Source organism: Pseudomonas sp. B2M1-30, assembly GCF_025447575.1.
Taxonomy (GTDB): domain Bacteria; phylum Pseudomonadota; class Gammaproteobacteria; order Pseudomonadales; family Pseudomonadaceae; genus Aquipseudomonas; species Aquipseudomonas botevensis.
In genome coordinates, this window is sequence record NZ_JAOEJT010000006.1 from 22142 (window position 1) to 41311 (window position 19170).

Genomic DNA, 19170 nt, shown 5'->3' on the forward strand with positions numbered 1-19170 from the left:
GACTTAAAGACCGGCAGCCATGGCTTTGTCGATCAGCCAGTTGAGGTTCGGACCACGGTCGCTGTTCACTTCCACCGGGCGACCGGCGAAGGTGCTGTCCAGCGGCTCGTCAGGCTGGATCTGCACGCGGATATCGGAAGACAGGTCTTCGCTTTTCAGGCTGGAACTGCTGACGATCTTGCCGGTGCGGGTCTTGTCGTCGCCGGCGATCTGGAAGCTGACCGGAGTGCCCGGACGCACGTCGCCGAACTGGCGATAGGAGAAGCGTGCATCGACGGTGGCCTGGGTATTGCGCGGCACCAGTTCGAAAATCACGTCACCCTTGCTCGCGTATTGACCGTCGGCCACCAATTGTCGGGCCACGGTGCAGTCGCACGGCGAAGTCAGGGTGCCGGTCATTTGCTTGCCGAACAGTTCCTCGACCTTGGCCGGCTGCAACTGGTCTTCGTCCAGATGGCCCTTGAGCACGTCGAGCATGCTGGTGCTGAAGGTCGCCAGCGGTGCGCCCTTGGCGGCGACGCCGTCGGACTTGATCAGACTCTGCACGGTGCCGTCGCGAGGCATGGTGATGTTCATCGCCGGCACGCTGACCAGACCGGCCTGGGCGTGGCTGACGAAGTACATGCCGTACACCGATTTGAAAATGAAACCGAACGCCGCCAGGCCGACGATGAACACACCGGCGCTGAAGGTCACCGCTTTCAGACGGCCGAAGGCGGTCATGCCGTGGCCGCCGTCCTTGACCTTGCGCGCCTTGGTGAAATTGTCGCGCTGCAGGGTCGCGAGCACTTCGCCGATGCTGACGATGTCGCCGGCCAGGTGCGAGGTGATCAGGTGGCGCAGGGTGGAAATATCCTGCGGCTCGAGGTTCTGGAACTGGCAGCCGGCGCGGCCGGTCTGGCGGTCGTAGGAGCGGACCTGCAACTCGACGTCCATCGCCAGACCGAGGTTGTCGATGACGAATTGCAGACGGGCCTTGTATACGTCGCCGGTCTTGAGTGGCAGCTGCCCGGCGTTGAACGCCAGGCCACCGGCGGACAGGTCGATGACCCGCGCTTCAACCGGCGTCCGGTCAGGGCCGAAGAACCGCAGCTTGGCCGGGATTTTCACCCGCGCGTGCTGACGCTGGGCTTCGGATTCATGGACTACGTTGACGTTGACGGCGGTATTCATAGGGGCGGTTTCCTTGTTAATTCAAGAGGGGCGGTTCAGACCATCATCAGCAGCACGGCGACGAAAATGCTGCCGGCGGAGAAGGTCATGGTCCGAGACGACCAGGTGTTGAACCAACGTTGAAAGCTGGCGAGATCACGGGACAGCGATGTGGGCTGGCGCGTCCAGGATTGCTGGTCGAGGCGGAAGAACACGTAGATCTTCACCAGCGCGCCGACGATCTGGTTGTAATAGAGAATCGCCGGGTAGGCCGGGCCGATCCGGTGACCGGAACAGGACAGCAGCAAGGTCAGGATCAGGCGGGTGATGCCGATCCACAGCAGGTACACGAGGATGAACGCGGTGCCGTACTTGAAACTGGCGATGATCGCCACGGTCAGGCCGAGCAGCGACGTCCACATCGACACGCGCTGGTCGAACAGCACCACCGAGGTGAAGACGCCAAGGCGCTTCACACCCAGCCCCAGCGCCCGGGAGTTCTGCCGCAGGTTGTTGCCGTACCAGCGGAACATCAGTTTGCGACTGGCCTTGATGAAGCTTTTTTCCGGCGGATGTTCAACGGTGTTGATCGCCGCGTCCGGCACGTAGAAGGTGTCGTAACCCAGGCGCATCAGGCTGAACCAGCTCGACTTGTCGTCGCCGGTGAGGAACTTGAAGCGGCCCAGGCGCCAGTGTTGCAGCGAGTCGCTTTCGACGTCGGCGATGAATTCCGGGTTGGTGACCACGGTGGCGCGGAACACCGACATCCGCCCGGTCATGGTCAGCACACGCTTGGACAGGGCCATCGAGCACATGTTGATGTGACGCTGGGCGAAACGCAGCTTGTGCCATTCGCTCATGATGTAGCCGCCGCGCACTTCGCAGAACTCGTTGGTGGTCAGGCCGCCGACATTGCCGAACAGCTGGAACCACGGCACGGTCTTGCGCACGGTGCCTTCGCCGAGCACCGTGTCGCCGTCGATCACGGCCACCACGGCACGGTCGTCCGGCAGGTGACGGGAGATCGCGCGGAAACCATACGCCAGGCCATCGCGCTTGCCGGTGCCGGGAATGCGCACGAAGTCGAGCTTGACCCGATCCGGCGGATTCATCCGCGCCCACAGGCTTTTCACCAGCAGCTCATCGGACATTTCGACGATCGAGCAGACCACGGTGGTCGGCAGTTCGCAGTCGATGGCTTCACGGATCACCGAGCTGTAGACCTGCGCGGTGGTCAGCGCGTCGATACGGAAACTGGTGACCATCAGGTACACATGCGACGGATCTGCCGCTTTACCCAGCTTGCGCAGTTTGCGGCGCAGGTGCGGGTAGACGATGTAGAGAAAAATCATGCCGCGCACGAAGTGCGTGGCACCCATCGAGTAGCGCCAGATACCCACGGCGCCAATCAGGAAAATGAAGTCCTTCGACTCTGAGTCGAATGTGGACACGGGCAGCATCAGGGCCAGGCCCATCAGCAGGCTCAGGAACAAAAGCCAGCCGGCAGCTTGCAGAAAAAAATGTTTGAGCTTGGACATGACCGTCTTCCGAAGGTGAAGGAGGCTTCGAGCCACAAGCGTCGGGCTGCAAGTGCAACGACTTGCCGCCCGACGCTTGCCGCTCAGGGCTGCTTTACCAGCAGATCCCTTCGGTACGGCTACCGGCGCTGGTGGCCTTGGACATGAAGCCCACCAGGTCGATGACTTGTTTGCCGTGCGGTACTTCCTGGGCCAGGGCGCGGAACTTCTCGTCGCGGTTGCCGAGGATGATCACGTCGGAGTTATCAATCACCGACTCGAAGTCCGCGTTGAGCAGGGACGACACGTGAGGAATCTTCGACTCGATGTAGTCCTTGTTCGCGCCGTGGACACGGGCGTACTCGACGTTGCTGTCGTAGATGCTCAGGTCGTAGCCCTTACCGATCAGCATCTCGGCCAGTTCCACCAGCGGACTTTCGCGCAGGTCGTCGGTGCCGGCCTTGAAGCTCAGGCCGAGCAGGGCGACTTTGCGTTTGTCGTGGCTTTCGACGATGTCGAAGGCGTTCTGCACTTGCGATTCGTTGCTGCGCATCAGCGAGTTGAGCAGCGGCGCTTCCACGTCCAGGGAGCCGGCGCGGTAGGTCAGGGCGCGTACATCCTTCGGCAGGCACGAGCCACCGAAAGCGAAGCCCGGACGCATGTAGTACTGGGACAGGTTGAGGGTCTTGTCCTGGCAGACCACTTCCATCACTTCACGGCCATCGACGCCGACCGCCTTGGCGATGTTGCCGATCTCGTTGGCGAAGGTCACTTTGGTCGCGTGCCAGACGTTGCAGGTGTACTTGATCATCTCGGCGACGGCGATGTCCTTGCGGATGATCGGTGCGTCGAGCTCTTCGTACAGCGATTGCAGGACATCGCCCGAAGCCTTGTCGAACTCGCCGATGACGGTCATCGGTGGCAGGTCGTAGTCGGCGATCGCGGTGGACTCACGCAGGAATTCCGGGTTGACCGCAACGCCGAAATCGACGCCGGCCTTCTTGCCGGAGCAGTCTTCGAGAATCGGGATCACCACGTTGGCGACGGTGCCCGGCAGCACGGTGCTGCGGACGACGATGGTGTGGCGGGTGGTTTTTTCCCGCAGAACGAAACCGATCTCGCGGCATACCGCTTCGATGTAGTTCAGCTCCAGGTCGCCGTTCTTCTTGCTCGGCGTACCGACGCAGATCATCGACAGATCGGTGTCGCGAATCGCCTCGGCGAAGTTGGTCGTACCGCGCAGACGACCGGTCTCGATACCTTGCGCCAGCAGCTCGCCCAGGCCCGGTTCCACAATGGGGGATTTGCCAGCGTTGATCATATCGATCTTGTCTTTGGCAACATCGACGCCAACCACGTCATGGCCCCGTGCAGACAGGCAACCGGCACATACTGCGCCGACGTAACCCAAACCAAATATGCTGATGCGCATCGCAATTACCTCTGTATATATCAGGCCGTTAGATGGCCGGAGTTAATGGTGTTCAGCGGTCATAGTGCACTCGAAAGTGCGGCTTACAGGCGCCGCAATGCCGTGTGCAGGCATACTAAGTTTCGAGTGTCTAAATAAGTGCACTCAAGTTGTGCGCAACCAGGACTTGTTCTTGTGACTTGCCCTGTCATGCAGCCGATCCTCAATCTTGAGGATGTTCGTGCATTCTTTCTGCGCGCTCGATATCGGACGAAAGGCCCGTGGATCAAGCGGTTCGGTGCTCAGGCGAGCACGTTATAGGGGGATGGCCCAGGCCTTGCCGGCGATCGTCATGGTGCGTATCTCCGGTCCCTTTTAGTTGTCCAGAGGCGTTATTCCATCTAGACAAGTTGCTGTGACAACTTGGTTACATGGGTTTTATCTCTGCGTAAGTTATCTCGTACAAATTCGCCGAGAATCGTTACCGGTGGTATGAGCAATGCATTTGGACATAGTTCCAGCCCGCTCATCGCGAAATCTGAAATTTCTTGAAATATTGTAAAAGATGGCACTGAGAGCAAATTGATAGCACTTTTGATTTCGCCCTTTATTAATAGGGAGATAATCGGCGCGGATGGTTTTATGCCACTACCGTGAAAAAAATTACGTGCCACTACTGAAAAAAATGACACCTGTCGAGTGAAACAAACGTTAGGAATTGGCGAGGTGTTTTATTGGCGCCGGTTAATTGGCGAAATATGGCGGGGGATTTTTGACGTCGTGCGAGCTGCACGACTCTTCTATTAAAGAGTCGTGCAATGAGCATGCTTTATTCCGGGGCGTGGTCGCGCAGAAACACCAGATTGTCCGGTTTCGATTGCTCGGCGCTGAAGCGATAACCCTGCACGTCGAACTGTTTGAGGGCGGCGGGATCGTTGATGCGTTCCTGGATCACGAAACGGCTCATCAGGCCTCGGGCCTTCTTCGCGTAGAAGCTGATGATCTTGTACTGGCCGTTCTTCAGGTCCTTGAATTCGGTGTTGATGATCCGCGCGTTCAGGGCCGTGCGCTTGACCGCCGAGAAATACTCGTTGGAGGCCAGGTTGAGCAGCACGTCATCGCCCTGGTCGGCCAGCGCTTCGTTCAGCCATTCGCTGATGCGCGTGCCCCAGAAGGCGTACAGATCCTTGCCCCGGGCGTTGGCCAGTCTGGTGCCCATTTCCAGGCGATAGGCTTGCATCAGATCCAGCGGACGCAGCAGGCCGTAGAGCCCGGAGAGCATGCGCAGATGCTGTTGCGCGTAGTCGAAATCCGCTTCGCTGAAGGATTGTGCGTCGAGCCCGGTGTAGACGTCGCCCTTGAAGGCCAGCAGTGCTTGCTTGGCGTTGGCCGGGGTGAACGCCGGTGTCCAGCTACCGAACCGCGCGGCGTTGAGGCCGCCGATCTTGTCGGAGACATGCATCAGCTCGCTGATCTGCGCCGGTGTCAGCTCGCGCAATTGCTGGATCAGCTCCTGGGAATGGTCGAGGTATTGCGGCTGGGTGAAGCGCGAGGTCGCCGGCGGTGTTTCGTAATCGAGGGTCTTGGCGGGGGAAATCACCATCAGCATGAAGTCGTCTCCTTTAATCGTGGGGGCGATTCTAGGGGGTTGAGCGTGTCGACTCCAGCTATCAGGGTCATAGGTGATCGACGGCATCACCTGATTCTTGTGGGAGTGTCGTTGCTGCTGGGATTGGTACTGGATCAGCTATAGTGCCGCGCGGGTTTTGTTATGGAGACATCCCTTTGCGTACCGTTCTTTTATTCACCGCGTGGCTGTTGAGCTTCGGTGCCGTGGCGGCGCCGGGCGATATCGCGACGCTGGATCGCAGCACCTGGCCGGAAAAGTTGAGCAACCCGACCCTGTTCGACGTGGCCTCGCGGGCGGAAATCCTGATGTTCGCCCGAGGCCTGCTGGGCAGCGAAGCGCTGGAGCCCACCGCGCTGGCCCAGCGCCTGGGGCTGCGCACGGTCAACATCGACGCGATCAACAGCTTGCGCGAGCGCCTGTGGCAGCGGCTGCTGACCAGCTACAACTTTGCCCAGCAAAGCTGTGATCAGGACGCCTCGTTCTGCTTCCTCGTCGAAGACCTGCCGACCCTGCGCGAGCAGGCTGCCAAGTTCGTGGTCAGTGACGAGAGTTATTACACCAAGTGGGCCGAGCCGAGCCGGATCTTCCATTTGCAATATCTGGACGAGCTGTTGCGCAAGGCTGCGCTGTCGCCGCAGACCAGTAGCGAAGTCGATCATTTCGGCGACTACGAGCGTAACGGCGACGACATGCACGATCGCCTGTTTCTGTTGAGTTTCGACAGCGCCGCCAACCTGCAGCCGGACAACACCGACTGGCTCACCGAGTACTTGCGCAAGTCGAACCTGAGCGGCACGTTCTTCATGTTGGGCAAGGACATTCAGGCGCGTCTGGCCGAGCGTTCGGTCAGCAATCTGCAAGCGGCGTTTTCCCGCCAGTGCGTGGGTGTCCAGGGCTGGGAATTCCGTTCCCACAGCCACTGGCAGGACTGGCAGGACTCGGTGCGCCGCAGCGCCGATCTGGTCAAGAACAAGCTGCCGGAAAACTACGTGCCGCTGTTCCGTCCGCCGGATGGCCAGCGTCGTAGCGACGCCCAGGGCTTCTTCAACAATCAGGGGCTGCAAGTGGCGCTGTGGGACATCGATGCCCAGGACGGCGCGGGCAAACTCAAGGGCAATCCGAGCGCGCAACGGGTGCTGACCCTGATGCTGCTGTGGCGTCACGGAGTGATCAATTTCAACATGAAACAGGATGCGGTGAAGACCGCGTTGCCGTGGCTGATCACGCAAACCGCGCAAAGCGGCATCGGCTGGGAAGATTGTCAGGATGCGTTTCGCTGAGAAACGGCAGAAGCCCGGAAACATTAGGCCTGGGAAAAATTTTACGCAGATTTTGAAGCAGGCGGACTTCCGACTCTAACGGGGGCAGGGCGGTCCGCCAAGGGCTTTTCGTCACTTTGCAAAATAAACTTCAAAAAAGCGTCAAAGTGCTTTTTTCTGTCATGGGTTTTGGAGTATTACGAAGTCAGACCGCCGAAACCTGCGACACAGGTGGCGTCTCCCAAGACCCACTTTGTGTGCAATCCGTCTGGCCCTCGAACGAGCCCGCGCAGATGGATTCGGCAGTCACTTCGAGGCGCAGCACCGCCCAGGTATTGCGTCGAATGGCTCCCACAAAGGTGACCGAGTATGGATGATCACGGACGTAGCCCTTCTTCCAACCAGCCAATCCTTTATGTACTCGATACCAACGTACTGATTCACGATCCAAACGCCCTGCTGAATTTCGAAGAACACCACGTCGCGATCCCGATGACCGTGCTTGAAGAGCTGGACAAGCTCAAGAGCGGGCATCACAGCGTGGCCGCCGAATGCCGCCAGGCCATCCGGCTGATCGACAAGACGCTGGGCGACGCGTCTCCCGAAGATGTCGAGCTGGGCGTGCCGATCCAGCGCGGCAAGAGCGGACCCAAGGGCTTGCTGTCGATTCTGATGAGCAAACAGGCCGAGTCGAACCTGATTCTGCCCGAGCACCTGAACGACAACAAAATCATCAACCAGCTGATCGACCTGCACACCCGCGAGCCGAAGAAACCGGTGGTGCTGGTCACCAAAGACATCAACATGCGCCTCAAGGCGCGCGCCTGCGGGATCGCGGCCGAGGACTACAGCACCGACCAACTGGTCGACGACGTCTCCCTGCTGCCCAACGGCTACCACGAAATGACCGGCTCCTTCTGGGACCGCGTGAGCAAGGTCGAAACCCGTCAGGATCACGGCCGCACCTGGCATCAAGTGCAACTGATCGACAACCTGCCGGCGGTGCACATCAACGAGTTCATCATCGACGAGCAAGGCTTCGTCGGCTGGATCAAAGAGATCGACGAGGACCGTCTGCTGATTCTCGATCTGCACCAGGAACCGCTGCTGCATCAGGAAGCGTGGGGCCTCAAGCCGCGCGACATCTATCAGAGCCTGGCGCTGTACGCGCTGCTCGACCCGGATATCCATCTGGTCAACCTGTCCGGTGCCGCCGGCTCGGGTAAAACCATTCTGGCCCTGGCGGCGGCGATCGAGCAGACCATGGTCAGCAAGCGCTACCGGCGCATCATCGCCACCCGCAGCGTGCAGGGGCTGGACCAGGAAATCGGCTTCCTGCCGGGCACCGAAGCGGAAAAAATGGAGCCTTGGCTCGGCGCCATCACCGACAACCTCGAAGCCTTGCACATGGATGACGAAAACACCCATGGCAGCGTCGACTACATCCTCAGCAAAGTGCCGTTGCAGTTCAAATCGCTCAACTACATTCGCGGTCGCAGCTTCCAGCAGAGCCTGATCCTGATCGACGAATGCCAGAACCTGACGCCGCACCAGATGAAAACCATCATCACCCGGGCCGGCGCCGGTTCCAAAGTGGTGTGCCTGGGCAACCTGGCACAGATCGACACCCCTTACCTGTCCGCGACCAGTTCCGGGCTGACCTACCTGACTGAACGCTTCAAGGATTTCCCCAACGGTGTCCACATCACCCTGCAAGGGGTGCCTCGTTCGATCCTGGCCGAATACGCCGAATCGCATCTGTAATCCGCAACACCAAAACCGGGCGGCGTAAAAGCCGCCCGGTTTTTCATGCGTACAAAACCGGTGGCAGGGGGCGGTAATCAAAGGTGCGCAGTCTTGACCCACAGGTTTACAATCGATGCTCCTGATCAGGAGTAATCTCGTGCTGACTCATCTCGATTCCCAAGGTCGCGCCCATATGGTCGACGTCACTGAAAAAAACGTGACGTTCCGTGAAGCGACGGCCCAAGCGCTGGTGCGCATGCTGCCCGAAACCCTGCAGATGATCGTCAATGGTGGCCATCCCAAGGGCGACGTGTTCGCCGTGGCGCGCATTGCCGGCATCCAGGCAGCGAAGAAAACCAGTGATCTGATTCCTCTGTGCCACCCGCTGATGTTGACGGGCGTCAAGGTCGAACTCAGTGCCGAAGGCGACGATACCGTGCGCATCACCGCCTGCTGCAAGCTGTCCGGGCAGACCGGCGTCGAGATGGAAGCGCTGACCGCCGCCAGCGTCGCCGCCCTGACCATTTATGACATGTGCAAGGCCGTGGATCGCGGCATGACCATCGAAAGCGTGCGCCTGCTGGAGAAACTCGGCGGCAAGAGCGGACACTTTCGCGCGGAGCAAGCATGAACCTGACCGTGAAGTTTTTTGCCCGTTACCGGGAAGCGCTGGGTGTGGACTCGATCAAGGTCGAGGGCGATTTCCGCACCGTCGATGACGTGCGCGCACTGCTGGCGCAGCGTGCCGGCGCCGAAGTGCTGAGCGAACAGAACCTGATGTGCGCCCGCAACGAAGATTTGTGTCAGCTCGACGAGCTGGTGGCCGACGGCGATGAAGTGGCGTTTTTCCCGACCGTGACCGGAGGCTGAGCCATGGCGATTCGCGTGCAGACCACGCCGTTCGATCCGGGCCTTGAAGTCAATGCGATGCATGCGGCGAACGTCGGCGTCGGCGCGGTGGTGAGTTTTGTCGGCTACGTGCGTGATTTCAACGATGGCCTGGACGTGGCCGGGATGTTTCTCGAACACTATCCGGGCATGACCGAAAAAGCCCTGGGCAAGATTGCCGACGAGGCGCAGCAGCGCTGGCCGTTGCTGAAGCTGGAAGTGTTGCACCGCATCGGCGCGCTGGAACCGGGCGAGCCGATCGTCTTCGTCGGCGCTGCCAGCGCCCATCGCCAGGCGGCGTTCGACGCCTGCGCCTTTGTCATGGATTATCTGAAAACCCGCGCGCCGTTCTGGAAGAAAGAGAACACCAGCGACGGCCCGCGTTGGGTCGAAGGGCGCGACAGCGATCATGCGGCGGCGGATCGCTGGCAGAAGTAAAGTCTGCGTCGTCGTCCCGTCTGCCTTCGCCAGCAAGCCCGCTCCCACAGGATTTCACCGATCCGGTGGGAGCGGGCTTGCTGGCGAACAGGTCTTCAGTTCTGCTGGATAACCCTCTGATTCATCACCCGACCACCGGCCGGGCGCAATCCCTTCTGCCCGATTGACGGAATATACATAAAAGTCCAGTATGGATTTCCAAGTACAAAAAAAGCCGTCCCCGCTCCAGCTCTTTCTTCTGTCTTGCCAAACCTACAACAACCCGCGAGAGAACGAACATGAAGAAGCTTCCCCTCATCACCGGTCTGGCGCTGAGCCTGTTGGCTGCCAGCAGCGTGTTCGCCGCCGAGAAAACCTTGCGCATCGGCATCGAAGCCGCCTATCCGCCGTTCGCGTCCAAGACCGACTCCGGTGAAATCGTCGGTTTCGACTACGACATCGGCAATGCGCTGTGCGCGCAGATGCAGGTCAAGTGCGTGTGGGTCGAGGGCGAATTCGACGGTCTGATTCCTTCCCTGAAAGTGAAGAAAATCGACATGGCGCTGTCGTCCATGACCATCAATGACGACCGCAAGAAGTCGGTGGACTTCACCCACAAGTACTATTTCACCTCGTCGCGACTGGTCATGAAGGAAGGTGCGACGGTCGACGATCAATACGCCAGCCTCAAGGGCAAGACCGTCGGCGTGCAGCGCGCCACCACCACCGACCGTTACGCCACCGAGGTGTTCGAGCCCAAGGGCATTACCGTCAAGCGCTACGGCAACAACGAAGAAATCTACATGGACCTGGCGGCCGGACGCCTCGATGCGATCTTTGCCGACACCATTCCCCTGACGGATTTCCTGGGCATGCCACGGGGCAAGGGGTACGCGTTTGTCGGGCCGGAACTGAAGGATCCGAAGTACGTGGGCGAGGGCGCCGGGATCGCGGTGCGCAAGGGTAATACCGAGCTGGTCAGCCAGTTGAACACGGCCATTGACGGGATTCGCGCGAGTGGCGAATACCAGAAGATTTCCGAGAAGTACTTCAAGTCTGATATCTACGGCGACTGATCGACCGCCTTCGCGAGTCAGCCCGCTCCCACAATGTCGTGGGTGCGGGCTGGCTTGCGAAGGGGCCGGATCGCTCGGCTCCTAGCCTTTCAATTCCTTCAAATGCTTGTACACCGTCGCCCGCCCCATGTTCAGCACATTGGCCACATAGTTCGAGGCGCTCTTGCCCTTGAACGCGCCTTCGGCATGCAGCGCGAGCACCAGTTCGCGTTTGTGATCGCGGGTCAGCAGGTTCAGGCTCAGTTGCCGCTCGCGCAGCCAGTTGTGCAGGAAGGTGTTGATGCGCTCCTGCCAGTCATCGCGAAACAGTGAGTCCGGTTGCGGGATCAGTTTGCTCGGCGAGAGGAACAGATCCAGCGCAGCCTTGGCATTCTCGAACAGCGAAATGTTCAGGTTGATGCACAGCACCGCCAGCGGATGACCGTCGCTGTCGCGCAGCACGGTGCTGAGGCTGCGAATCTTCTGGCCGTCCCAGTTGAGCTTTTCGTACGGGCCGATGTTCCGTTCGCTGACGTCCTCGCTGAGCATGTCCTCCAGCGACGACTCATCTCCGATTTCCCGCTTCGACAGGTTGTTGGCGATGTAGTCGACTTTCTGCGTGCGCAGGTCGTGCAGCACCACTTCGGCGTGGGGGAAGAACAGCGTGGCGATGGCGTCGGCGATGGCATGGAAGTTATCCAGCGCGGCGTCATGCAGCTCGGGTGTCGGTTCGGGGGCGGTCATAGCAGTGGAGCTCCAGGCAGCGTCAATGCCCCCGTATTCCGGGGGCAAGACGAGTGTGCCGCAATCCGTTGGGCGCGTCATCCGGGCAAGCGGTCAACCCAGGCGAGCGGGGGAGAGCATGTCGGCGCTCAGGCCGAACTGCTTGAGATGTTCGGGCAGCGGCTCACCCCGCACCAGCGCCGCGCTGGCCTGGCCCATGGCCGGCGACGTCTGGATGCCATAGCCACCCTGGGCCGCCACCCAGAACAGCCCCGGAACCTGCAGATCGAAACCGGCCAGCAAGTCGCCGTCCGCGACGAAACTGCGCAGGCCGGCCCAGGTTCGGGTCGGGCGGCGGATTGTCAGGGTCGTGGCTTCTTCGATCTGGTAGATGCCCATGGCGATGTCCAGTTCTTCCGGCTGTACGTCGTGGGGTTCGACCGGATCGGCATTGGCTGGCGAGCCGAGAAACATTCCGGCGTCGGGCTTCATGTAGAACGATTCGTCGAGACTGACCAGCATCGGCCAGTGGTGAATGTCCACGCCTTCGGGGCCGGCGAAGATGAACGCGGCACGGCGTTTCGGTTGCAGCCCGAGTGTTTGCGCGCCGGCCAGCGCGCCGATCTGATCGGCCCAGGCGCCTGCGGCGTTGATCACGATGGGTGCACTGAAGGTCTGGCCGTTGGTCTGCACCTGCCACTGGCCACCGGCGTCGCGGCTCAGGCCCAGCACTTCGCAGTCGGTATGGACTTCACCGTTGTTACGCCGAATGCCGCGCAGATAGCCCTGGTGCAGGGCGTCGGTGTCGATGTCGCTGGCCGAGGGATCGTAGATCGCGCCGTGGACTTTTTCCCGGCGCAGGATCGGCAGCCGTGCACAGGCTTGCTCGGCGCTGAGCAGTTGCATCTCCGGCACCGTGGCCTTGGCGCTGAGGTACTGATTGTTCAGTTCGGCGGCATCACCGGTGAAGTCCACGGTCATTTCGCCGCGCGGTGTCAGCAACGGATGCTCGCAGAAACCAGGCGGCGGCGCGTCAAAAAAAGCCCGACTGGCCTGGGTCAACGCCCGCACTTGCGCGGTGCCATAGGCGGCGGTGAACAGTGCGGCGGAGCGCCCGGTGGAGTGATAGGCCGGGTGCGACTCGCGCTCCAGCACAATGACCTTGCCGTGGGGCGACAGCCAGAAACCGGTGGAAGCGCCGGCAATGCCGCCGCCGATGATGATGAAGTCTGCCTGGCTCATTGAGATCTCCAGTGGGCGCGATATCGAGAAATTGGTTGATTGCCTCGTGGGAGCGGGTATCAGGATTGGAGGCGGTACACCGCGTTGGCGACGGCGATGTCTTCCAGGCCCAGGCCGATGGAGCGGAAAAATACGTGACGGTCGTAAGCGGGGCGCGGCACTTTTTTGCCGAGCAGATCCGCCAGGTCGCCAACGATCGCGTCCTTGTTCCAGCCGTGCTGCTCGGCGGCAATCAGCATTTCCCCCGCCGAGCCCGGCGTGGTCAGACGATAGTCGCAGAACACCTGCATGCCATTGAGGCTGTTCGGCGGCACTTCATGGGCGCGCGGGGCGTTGGTGCTGATCGAGGTGATCAGCGCCGGTTTGCTCAGGGTGGCCGGGTCGATCACAGGGCCGGCGGACGACGTGCAGAGCATGATGACGTCGGCATCGGCGATGGCGGCTTCGCGACTGGCGGCGATGTTCAGACGCGGCTCGATGCTTTTCAGCAGGCTCGCGGTGGCCGGATCTTCGCCGAGGTTCGGGGCGTACAGGCTGATGCTTTGCCAGTCGCGCAGGGTTTTGACGTAATGCAGATGCGCCTGGGCCACTTTGCCGCTGCCGATGATCGCCAGCCGTTCGGCCGCGTGCGGGGCGAGGGCGTCGACCGCGACGGCGGTGGTCGCGGCCGTGCGCGCGGTGGTCAGTTCGCCGGCGTCGCACAGCAGCAGCGGCTGGCCGGTCTGCATCGACATCAGCAGCGTCCACGCGGTGACCAGCGGACCTTGCTCGCGGACGATGTACGGCGAAGTCTTGACCCCGTACACGCCATCTTCGGCCAGCACTCCGAGGTAGTTGATGAAGTCGCCGGCACCCTGGGGGAATTCCACCAGTTGTTGCGCCGGTTGCACCGCATGCCCGGTCGCCAGATCGCGAAACAGCTTGCGCATGATCTGCGGCACATCGATACGGGCCAGCAGGTCGCGGGCCTGGGTTTGATCGATCACATACGGCGTGCTGGACATGGCGGACTCCGGGGATTGAAATTAAACTAATTTGTCCATTATGGACTTTTAGTTTAATCCAGCAATATCCAGGCGAAAAAAAAGCGCAGCCCGTTACCGGCTGCGCCTTTTTTTACCGCGTCGCTTACTGAGGACGCTTGCGCTCAACCGCCCGTAGCAGATGGGTTGGTGGCATTTCGCAGCTGATCTTGCGACCCAGCAGTTCCTCGATGGACGGTAGCTGATACGAGTCGTCCTCACCGGCGAAGCTGATCGACACGCCATCGGCGCCTGCCCGACCGGTACGGCCGATGCGGTGTACGTAGTCGTCCGGGACTTCCGGCAGGGTGAAGTTGATCACATGGCTGATACCGTCGATGTGGATACCGCGACCGGCCACGTCAGTGGCGACCAGCACACGGATCTTGCCTTCGCGGAAACCTTCCAGGGTCTTGATGCGTTTGTGCTGCGGCACGTCACCGGACAGTTGCGCGGCGTTGATACCGTCACGCACCAGGCGTTCTTCGATGCGTCGCACTTCATCCTTGCGGTTGGCGAACACGATCACCCGCTCCCAGCCGTTGTCGTTGACCAGGTTGTAGAGCAGCTTGTATTTGTCGGCACCGGCCACGGCATAGATGTGCTGTTCGACGTTCTCGTTGGCCACGTTGGTGACTTCGATTTCGACGATGGCGGGGTCGGTGGTCCATTGCTTGGCCAGGTTCATCACGTCATCGGTGAAGGTCGCGGAGAACAGCAGGGTCTGGCGTTCGCTTTTCGGCGGGGTCTGGCGAATGATCTGGCGAACCTGTGGAATGAAGCCCATGTCGAGCATGCGGTCGGCTTCGTCCAGCGCCATCACTTCAACCATGTCCAGGTGCACGTCGCCGCGCTGGTTGAAGTCCAGCAGGCGGCCCGGCGTGGCGACGAGGATGTCGCAGTGGCGCGCTTCGAGGTGCTTGAGCTGCTTGTCGAAGTCCATGCCGCCCACGAAGGTCATGACGTTGAGGCCGGTGTACTTGGTCAGGTCGGCGGCGTCCTTGGCGATCTGCACCACCAGTTCGCGGGTCGGCGCGATAATCAGTGCCCGTGGCTCGCCCATGTAGCGCTCTTTCGGCGGCGGCGTCTGCAGCAGTTGGGTGATGATCGAGATCAGGAACGCGGCAGTCTTGCCGGTGCCGGTCTGGGCGCGGCCGATGGCGTCTTTGCCGGCGAGGGTGAAACCCAGCACCTGGGCCTGGATCGGCGTGCAGTACGGGAAGCCCAGGTCCTGGATGGCGTGCATCAGTTCCGGAGCGAGTTTGAAATCGTGGAAGCGGGTTTTGCCTTCCTGGGGTTCGACGACGAAATCTTCGAGTTTCCAGGGAATCACCGGCGCCTTGGGCTTCGGTTCGCGGCGCGGTCTGGGCGGTTTCGGTGCTTCGCTGCGGGCAGGTTCGGCAACGTTGGTAGCGGCGGAGGCCGGTTTCGGCTCTGGTTTCGGTGCCGCTGGGCGAGGCTGGCGGTCGGCCGGTTTGGCATCGTTGCGATGACCGGGGGCGGGGGACGGCGCAGTGGGCGCTGGCGCGAGCGGCTCAGCCTCGCTTTTACCGAACATTTTCTTGAGTGCTTTGAGCACGGTCGTCTCATCAATTGGTTAAGGAATGTACGCCGGCCAGTGTAATGCAAGAAACGGGCGCGGCGTAGTGGGATGATCAAAGGGGGCCGTCTGTAGGAAAAACCCCTGAGGCGCGATCAGCGCAGGCGTTCGCCCAGCCATTGACCAATGTCGCGAATTTCTTCGGGTAACACTTCGTGCTCCATTGGGTATTCCTGCCATGTCACGGTGACACCATTGGCCTTCAGATACTCATAGGCGGTGCGGCCCATGGAGTTCTGCACCACGTTGTCGAACTGGCCGTGAAGCGACAGCACCGGGATCCGTTGCTGGCTGGCGGACAGCTCCAGCGCATCGCTGAATGTCGGTGCGTAGGTCGACAGCGCCAGCACGCCACCCAAGGGTCCCTGCCATTTCAGGAAAGCGGTGTGTAGAACTACTGCGCCGCCCTGGGAAAAACCCGCGAGAAAAATCCGCGAAGCGTCTATTCCGCTGGCGCGCTGCTCTTCGATCAGTTCGATGATGCGGTCGGCGGACGCTTCCAGTTCGTCGCGGTCGATCGCCCGCGCCGGGCTCATGGCCTTGATGTCGTACCAGCTCGGCATGGCATATCCGCCATTTATCGTGACCGGGCGGGTGGGTGCCTGAGGCAGGACGAAACGCGTGCTCAACAGGGTTTCCTGCAACGCCTCGGCCACCGGCAGGAAGTCGTAGCGATCGGCGCCGAGGCCGTGCAGCCAGATTACGCAGGCGTCCGCGGTCTTAACAGGCTGAAGAATCAAGGGCTCGGTCATGGCTGCTCCAATTGTGTGCGGGCGCTCTCATTAAGTGCGTGATTCGAGTGCGCGCCTGGTTTATCCGTTAAGAAGATGTCGCAAGGCTGAAAGTTTTGCTATTGACCTCTTCCTCATCTGCTTCTGCGACCGGTCTGGTACGGGCTTTGCTATGAGGTGGTTGTGCAATCGATCTCGGGCCTGGCGGTAACACTATCAGTGAACGCCCGGCGACGGGATAGCAAAGAATCCGGTGATGGATGTTCGCCAATGGCCGCTACGGGCATCGCGAACGTGAAAGGGCTACAGCCCGTTCGGCCGACTGGTGAGAAGTGAGTTGTCCATTATGTGGATTTTCTCCTACTAGACTCATAGCTAAGGTCTTACGTCGGTTGACCCCATAAGAAGCCAACACGGGTCAACTACGCCTCAAAAGGGTGCGACTGGACTCAAGCTCCGACACAACAAGAGCAAAACTGGAGGTTTGAATGAAGATGTTGAAATCCACTCTGGCGGTCGTGACTGCTGCTGCAGTTCTCGGCGTCAGCGGGTTCGCTCAGGCGGGTGCAACCCTGGATGCGGTACAGAAGAAAGGTTTCGTGCAGTGTGGCGTGAGCGACGGTCTGCCAGGCTTCTCCGTACCGGATTCGACCGGCAAGATCATCGGTATCGACGCTGATGTCTGCCGTGCCGTGGCCGCTGCCGTGTTCGGCGATGCGACCAAGGTCAAATTCAGCCAGCTGAACGCCAAGGAGCGCTTCACCGCGCTGCAGTCCGGCGAAATCGACATCCTGTCGCGCAACACCACCATGACCAGTTCCCGTGACGCGGGCATGGGCCTGAAATTCCCTGGCTTCATCACTTACTACGACGGTGTGGGCTTCCTGGCCAACAACAAGCTGGGCGTGAAAAGTGCCAAGGAACTGGACGGTGCGACCATCTGCATCCAGGCCGGTACCACTACCGAACTGAACGTGTCCGACTACTTCCGCGCCAACGGCCTGAAGTACACCCCGATCACTTTCGACACCTCCGATGAAAGCGCCAAGTCGCTGGAGTCCGGTCGTTGCGACGTGCTGACCTCCGACAAGTCCCAGCTGTTCGCCCAGCGCAGCAAGCTGGCTTCGCCGAAGGACTACGTGGTTCTGCCGGAAACCATTTCCAAGGAACCTCTGGGCCCGGTCGTGCGTAACGGCGACGACGAGTGGCTGGCCATCGTACGTTGGGTCGGCTACGCGCTGCTCAACAGCGAAGAAGCCGGTATCACTTCGAAAAACGTTGTTGAAGAAGCCAAGTCCACCAAGAACCCGGACGTTGCCCGTCTGCTGGGTGGCGACGGCGAATACGGCAAGGACCTGAAACTGCCGAAGGACTGGGTCGTCAAGATCGTTTCCCAGGTGGGTAACTACGGCGAAATCTTCGAGAAAAACCTCGGCAAGACCACTCCGCTGGAAATCGACCGTGGCATGAACGCGCTGTGGAACAACGGCGGCATTCAGTACGCACCACCAGTGCGCTGATTGTTCTATCACCCGGCGGGCCAACCGCCGGGTGATGTTCTGTTCGATTTCTTCCGGGGCACTTCATGCAAAATTCAATCGGCGCACCAAAGCAGAGGTTCAGCCTCAGCGATCCGCGTGTGCGTGCGTGGCTGTTTCAGATCATCACCGTCGTGGCGGTGGTCTCGATGGGCTGGTATCTGTTCGATAACACCCAGACCAACCTGCAACACCGGGGCATCACCTCCGGTTTCGGCTTCCTGGAGCGCAGTGCCGGGTTCGGTATCGCTCAACACCTGATCGACTACACCGAAGCGGACAGTTATGCCCGCGTCTTTGTGATCGGCCTGCTCAACACCCTGCTGGTGACATTCATCGGCGTGATCCTGGCGACCCTGCTGGGCTTCATCATCGGTGTGGCGCGTCTCTCGCCGAACTGGATCATCAGCAAACTGGCGACCGTGTATGTGGAAGTGTTCCGCAACATTCCGCCGCTGCTGCAAATCCTGTTCTGGTATTTCGCGGTATTCCTGACCATGCCGGGGCCGCGCAACAGTCACAATTTCGGCGACACCTTCTTCGTCAGCAGCCGTGGCCTGAACATGCCGGCCGCGCAAATGGCCGATGGCTTCTGGGCGTTCGTGGTGAGCATCGTGGTGGCCATCGTCGCCATCGTGTTCATGAGCCGCTGGGCGACCAGACGCTTTGAAGAAACCGGCGAGCCGTTCCACAAGTTCTGGGTCGGCCTGGCCATCCTGCTGGTGGTTCCGGCCTTGTGTGCGTTGATCTTCGGCGCTCCGCTGCATTGGGAACTGCCGCAGCTCAAAGGTTTCAACTTCGTCGGCGGCTGGGTGTTGATCCCGGAACTGCTGGCGTTGACCCTGGCCCTGACCGTGTACACCGCAGCATTCATCGCCGAGATCGTGCGTTCGGGGATCAAGTCGGTCAGCCATGGTCAGACCGAAGCGGCCCGTTCTCTCGGTCTGCGCAACGGCCCGACCCTGCGCAAGGTGATCATTCCGCAAGCGCTGCGGGTCATCATTCCGCCGCTGACCAGCCAATACCTGAACCTGGCGAAGAACTCGTCCCTGGCCGCCGGTATCGGTTATCCGGAAATGGTTTCGCTGTTCGCCGGCACCGTGCTCAACCAGACCGGTCAGGCCATCGAAGTCATTGCCATCACCATGAGCGTGTACCTGGCGATCAGTATCAGCATTTCCCTGCTGATGAACTGGTACAACAAGCGCATTGCGCTGATCGAGCGGTGAGGAAACGCGC

General features: G+C 60.5%; 17 protein-coding genes. 8 read left to right on the top strand and 9 right to left on the bottom strand.

Features of this window, described 5'->3' with window-relative positions; genetic code table 11:
• Positions 1-3: 3 nt before the first annotated feature.
• The 4 genes from N8H74_RS13785 to yaaA all read right to left on the bottom strand — a co-directional run bounded on the left by N8H74_RS13785 (position 4) and on the right by yaaA (position 5689).
• Entirely contained in the window at positions 4-1173 is a 1170-nt protein-coding gene (locus tag N8H74_RS13785; protein ID WP_217832296.1) for an alginate biosynthesis protein Alg44, read from the bottom strand.
• A 35-nt stretch (positions 1174-1208) separates the two neighbouring features.
• Complete coding sequence (alg8, locus tag N8H74_RS13790) at positions 1209-2690, bottom strand: mannuronan synthase (RefSeq protein WP_217832297.1); 1482 nt, start codon at positions 2688-2690, stop codon at positions 1209-1211.
• 94 nt (positions 2691-2784) lie between these two features.
• Positions 2785-4101: a UDP-glucose/GDP-mannose dehydrogenase family protein gene (locus N8H74_RS13795; RefSeq protein ID WP_217832298.1), complete on the bottom strand. Its 1317-nt coding sequence runs from the start codon at positions 4099-4101 to the stop codon at positions 2785-2787.
• A gap of 808 nt (positions 4102-4909) precedes the next feature.
• On the bottom strand, positions 4910-5689 hold the full coding sequence (yaaA, locus tag N8H74_RS13800) for a peroxide stress protein YaaA (RefSeq protein WP_262148200.1): 780 nt from the start codon (positions 5687-5689) through the stop codon (positions 4910-4912).
• 176 nt (positions 5690-5865) lie between these two features.
• Here yaaA and N8H74_RS13805 point away from each other — a divergent pair, with 176 nt between their 5' ends.
• From N8H74_RS13805 to N8H74_RS13830, 6 genes are all read left to right on the top strand, one after another.
• Positions 5866-6990, top strand: coding sequence for a polysaccharide deacetylase family protein (locus tag N8H74_RS13805; protein ID WP_262148202.1), 1125 nt, complete (start codon positions 5866-5868; stop codon positions 6988-6990).
• A gap of 348 nt (positions 6991-7338) precedes the next feature.
• Entirely contained in the window at positions 7339-8733 is a 1395-nt protein-coding gene (locus tag N8H74_RS13810; protein ID WP_217832301.1) for a PhoH family protein, read from the top strand.
• A 139-nt stretch (positions 8734-8872) separates the two neighbouring features.
• Positions 8873-9346 (top strand): cyclic pyranopterin monophosphate synthase MoaC, encoded by a 474-nt coding sequence (gene moaC, locus N8H74_RS13815; protein ID WP_217832302.1) that lies wholly within the window; start codon positions 8873-8875, stop codon positions 9344-9346.
• Positions 9343-9585 carry a molybdopterin converting factor subunit 1 gene (gene moaD / locus N8H74_RS13820; protein WP_262148204.1) on the top strand — a complete coding sequence of 81 codons (243 nt, stop codon included), beginning with the start codon at positions 9343-9345 and terminating at the stop codon, positions 9583-9585. Before moaC ends, moaD begins: the two co-directional genes overlap by 4 nt.
• Positions 9586-9588: 3 nt before the next feature.
• Positions 9589-10041 (top strand): molybdopterin synthase catalytic subunit MoaE, encoded by a 453-nt coding sequence (gene moaE / locus N8H74_RS13825; protein ID WP_262148206.1) that lies wholly within the window; start codon positions 9589-9591, stop codon positions 10039-10041.
• 278 nt (positions 10042-10319) lie between these two features.
• The gene (locus N8H74_RS13830) at positions 10320-11096 is read left to right on the top strand and encodes an ABC transporter substrate-binding protein (protein ID WP_262148207.1); all 777 of its coding nucleotides are present in this window, start codon (positions 10320-10322) and stop codon (positions 11094-11096) included.
• Between the two features lie 81 nt (positions 11097-11177).
• Here the strand turns inward: N8H74_RS13830 and N8H74_RS13835 are convergent, their stop codons facing one another.
• From N8H74_RS13835 to N8H74_RS13855, 5 genes are all read right to left on the bottom strand, one after another.
• Entirely contained in the window at positions 11178-11819 is a 642-nt protein-coding gene (locus N8H74_RS13835; protein WP_217832306.1) for a PAS domain-containing protein, read from the bottom strand.
• A 93-nt stretch (positions 11820-11912) separates the two neighbouring features.
• Positions 11913-13040 (bottom strand): FAD-binding oxidoreductase, encoded by a 1128-nt coding sequence (locus N8H74_RS13840; RefSeq protein WP_262148210.1) that lies wholly within the window; start codon positions 13038-13040, stop codon positions 11913-11915.
• Between the two features lie 59 nt (positions 13041-13099).
• Positions 13100-14044 (bottom strand): ornithine cyclodeaminase family protein, encoded by a 945-nt coding sequence (locus N8H74_RS13845; protein WP_262148212.1) that lies wholly within the window; start codon positions 14042-14044, stop codon positions 13100-13102.
• 124 nt (positions 14045-14168) lie between these two features.
• Entirely contained in the window at positions 14169-15620 is a 1452-nt protein-coding gene (rhlB, locus tag N8H74_RS13850) for an ATP-dependent RNA helicase RhlB (protein WP_262148526.1), read from the bottom strand.
• A gap of 137 nt (positions 15621-15757) precedes the next feature.
• Complete coding sequence (locus N8H74_RS13855) at positions 15758-16414, bottom strand: alpha/beta fold hydrolase (protein ID WP_217832310.1); 657 nt, start codon at positions 16412-16414, stop codon at positions 15758-15760.
• A 467-nt stretch (positions 16415-16881) separates the two neighbouring features.
• Between N8H74_RS13855 and N8H74_RS13860 the strand changes: the two genes are divergently transcribed.
• Positions 16882-17913, top strand: coding sequence for an amino acid ABC transporter substrate-binding protein (locus N8H74_RS13860; RefSeq protein ID WP_217832311.1), 1032 nt, complete (start codon positions 16882-16884; stop codon positions 17911-17913).
• A 65-nt stretch (positions 17914-17978) separates the two neighbouring features.
• The gene (locus tag N8H74_RS13865; RefSeq protein ID WP_217832312.1) at positions 17979-19160 is read left to right on the top strand and encodes an amino acid ABC transporter permease; all 1182 of its coding nucleotides are present in this window, start codon (positions 17979-17981) and stop codon (positions 19158-19160) included.
• Positions 19161-19170: the final 10 nt, after the last annotated feature.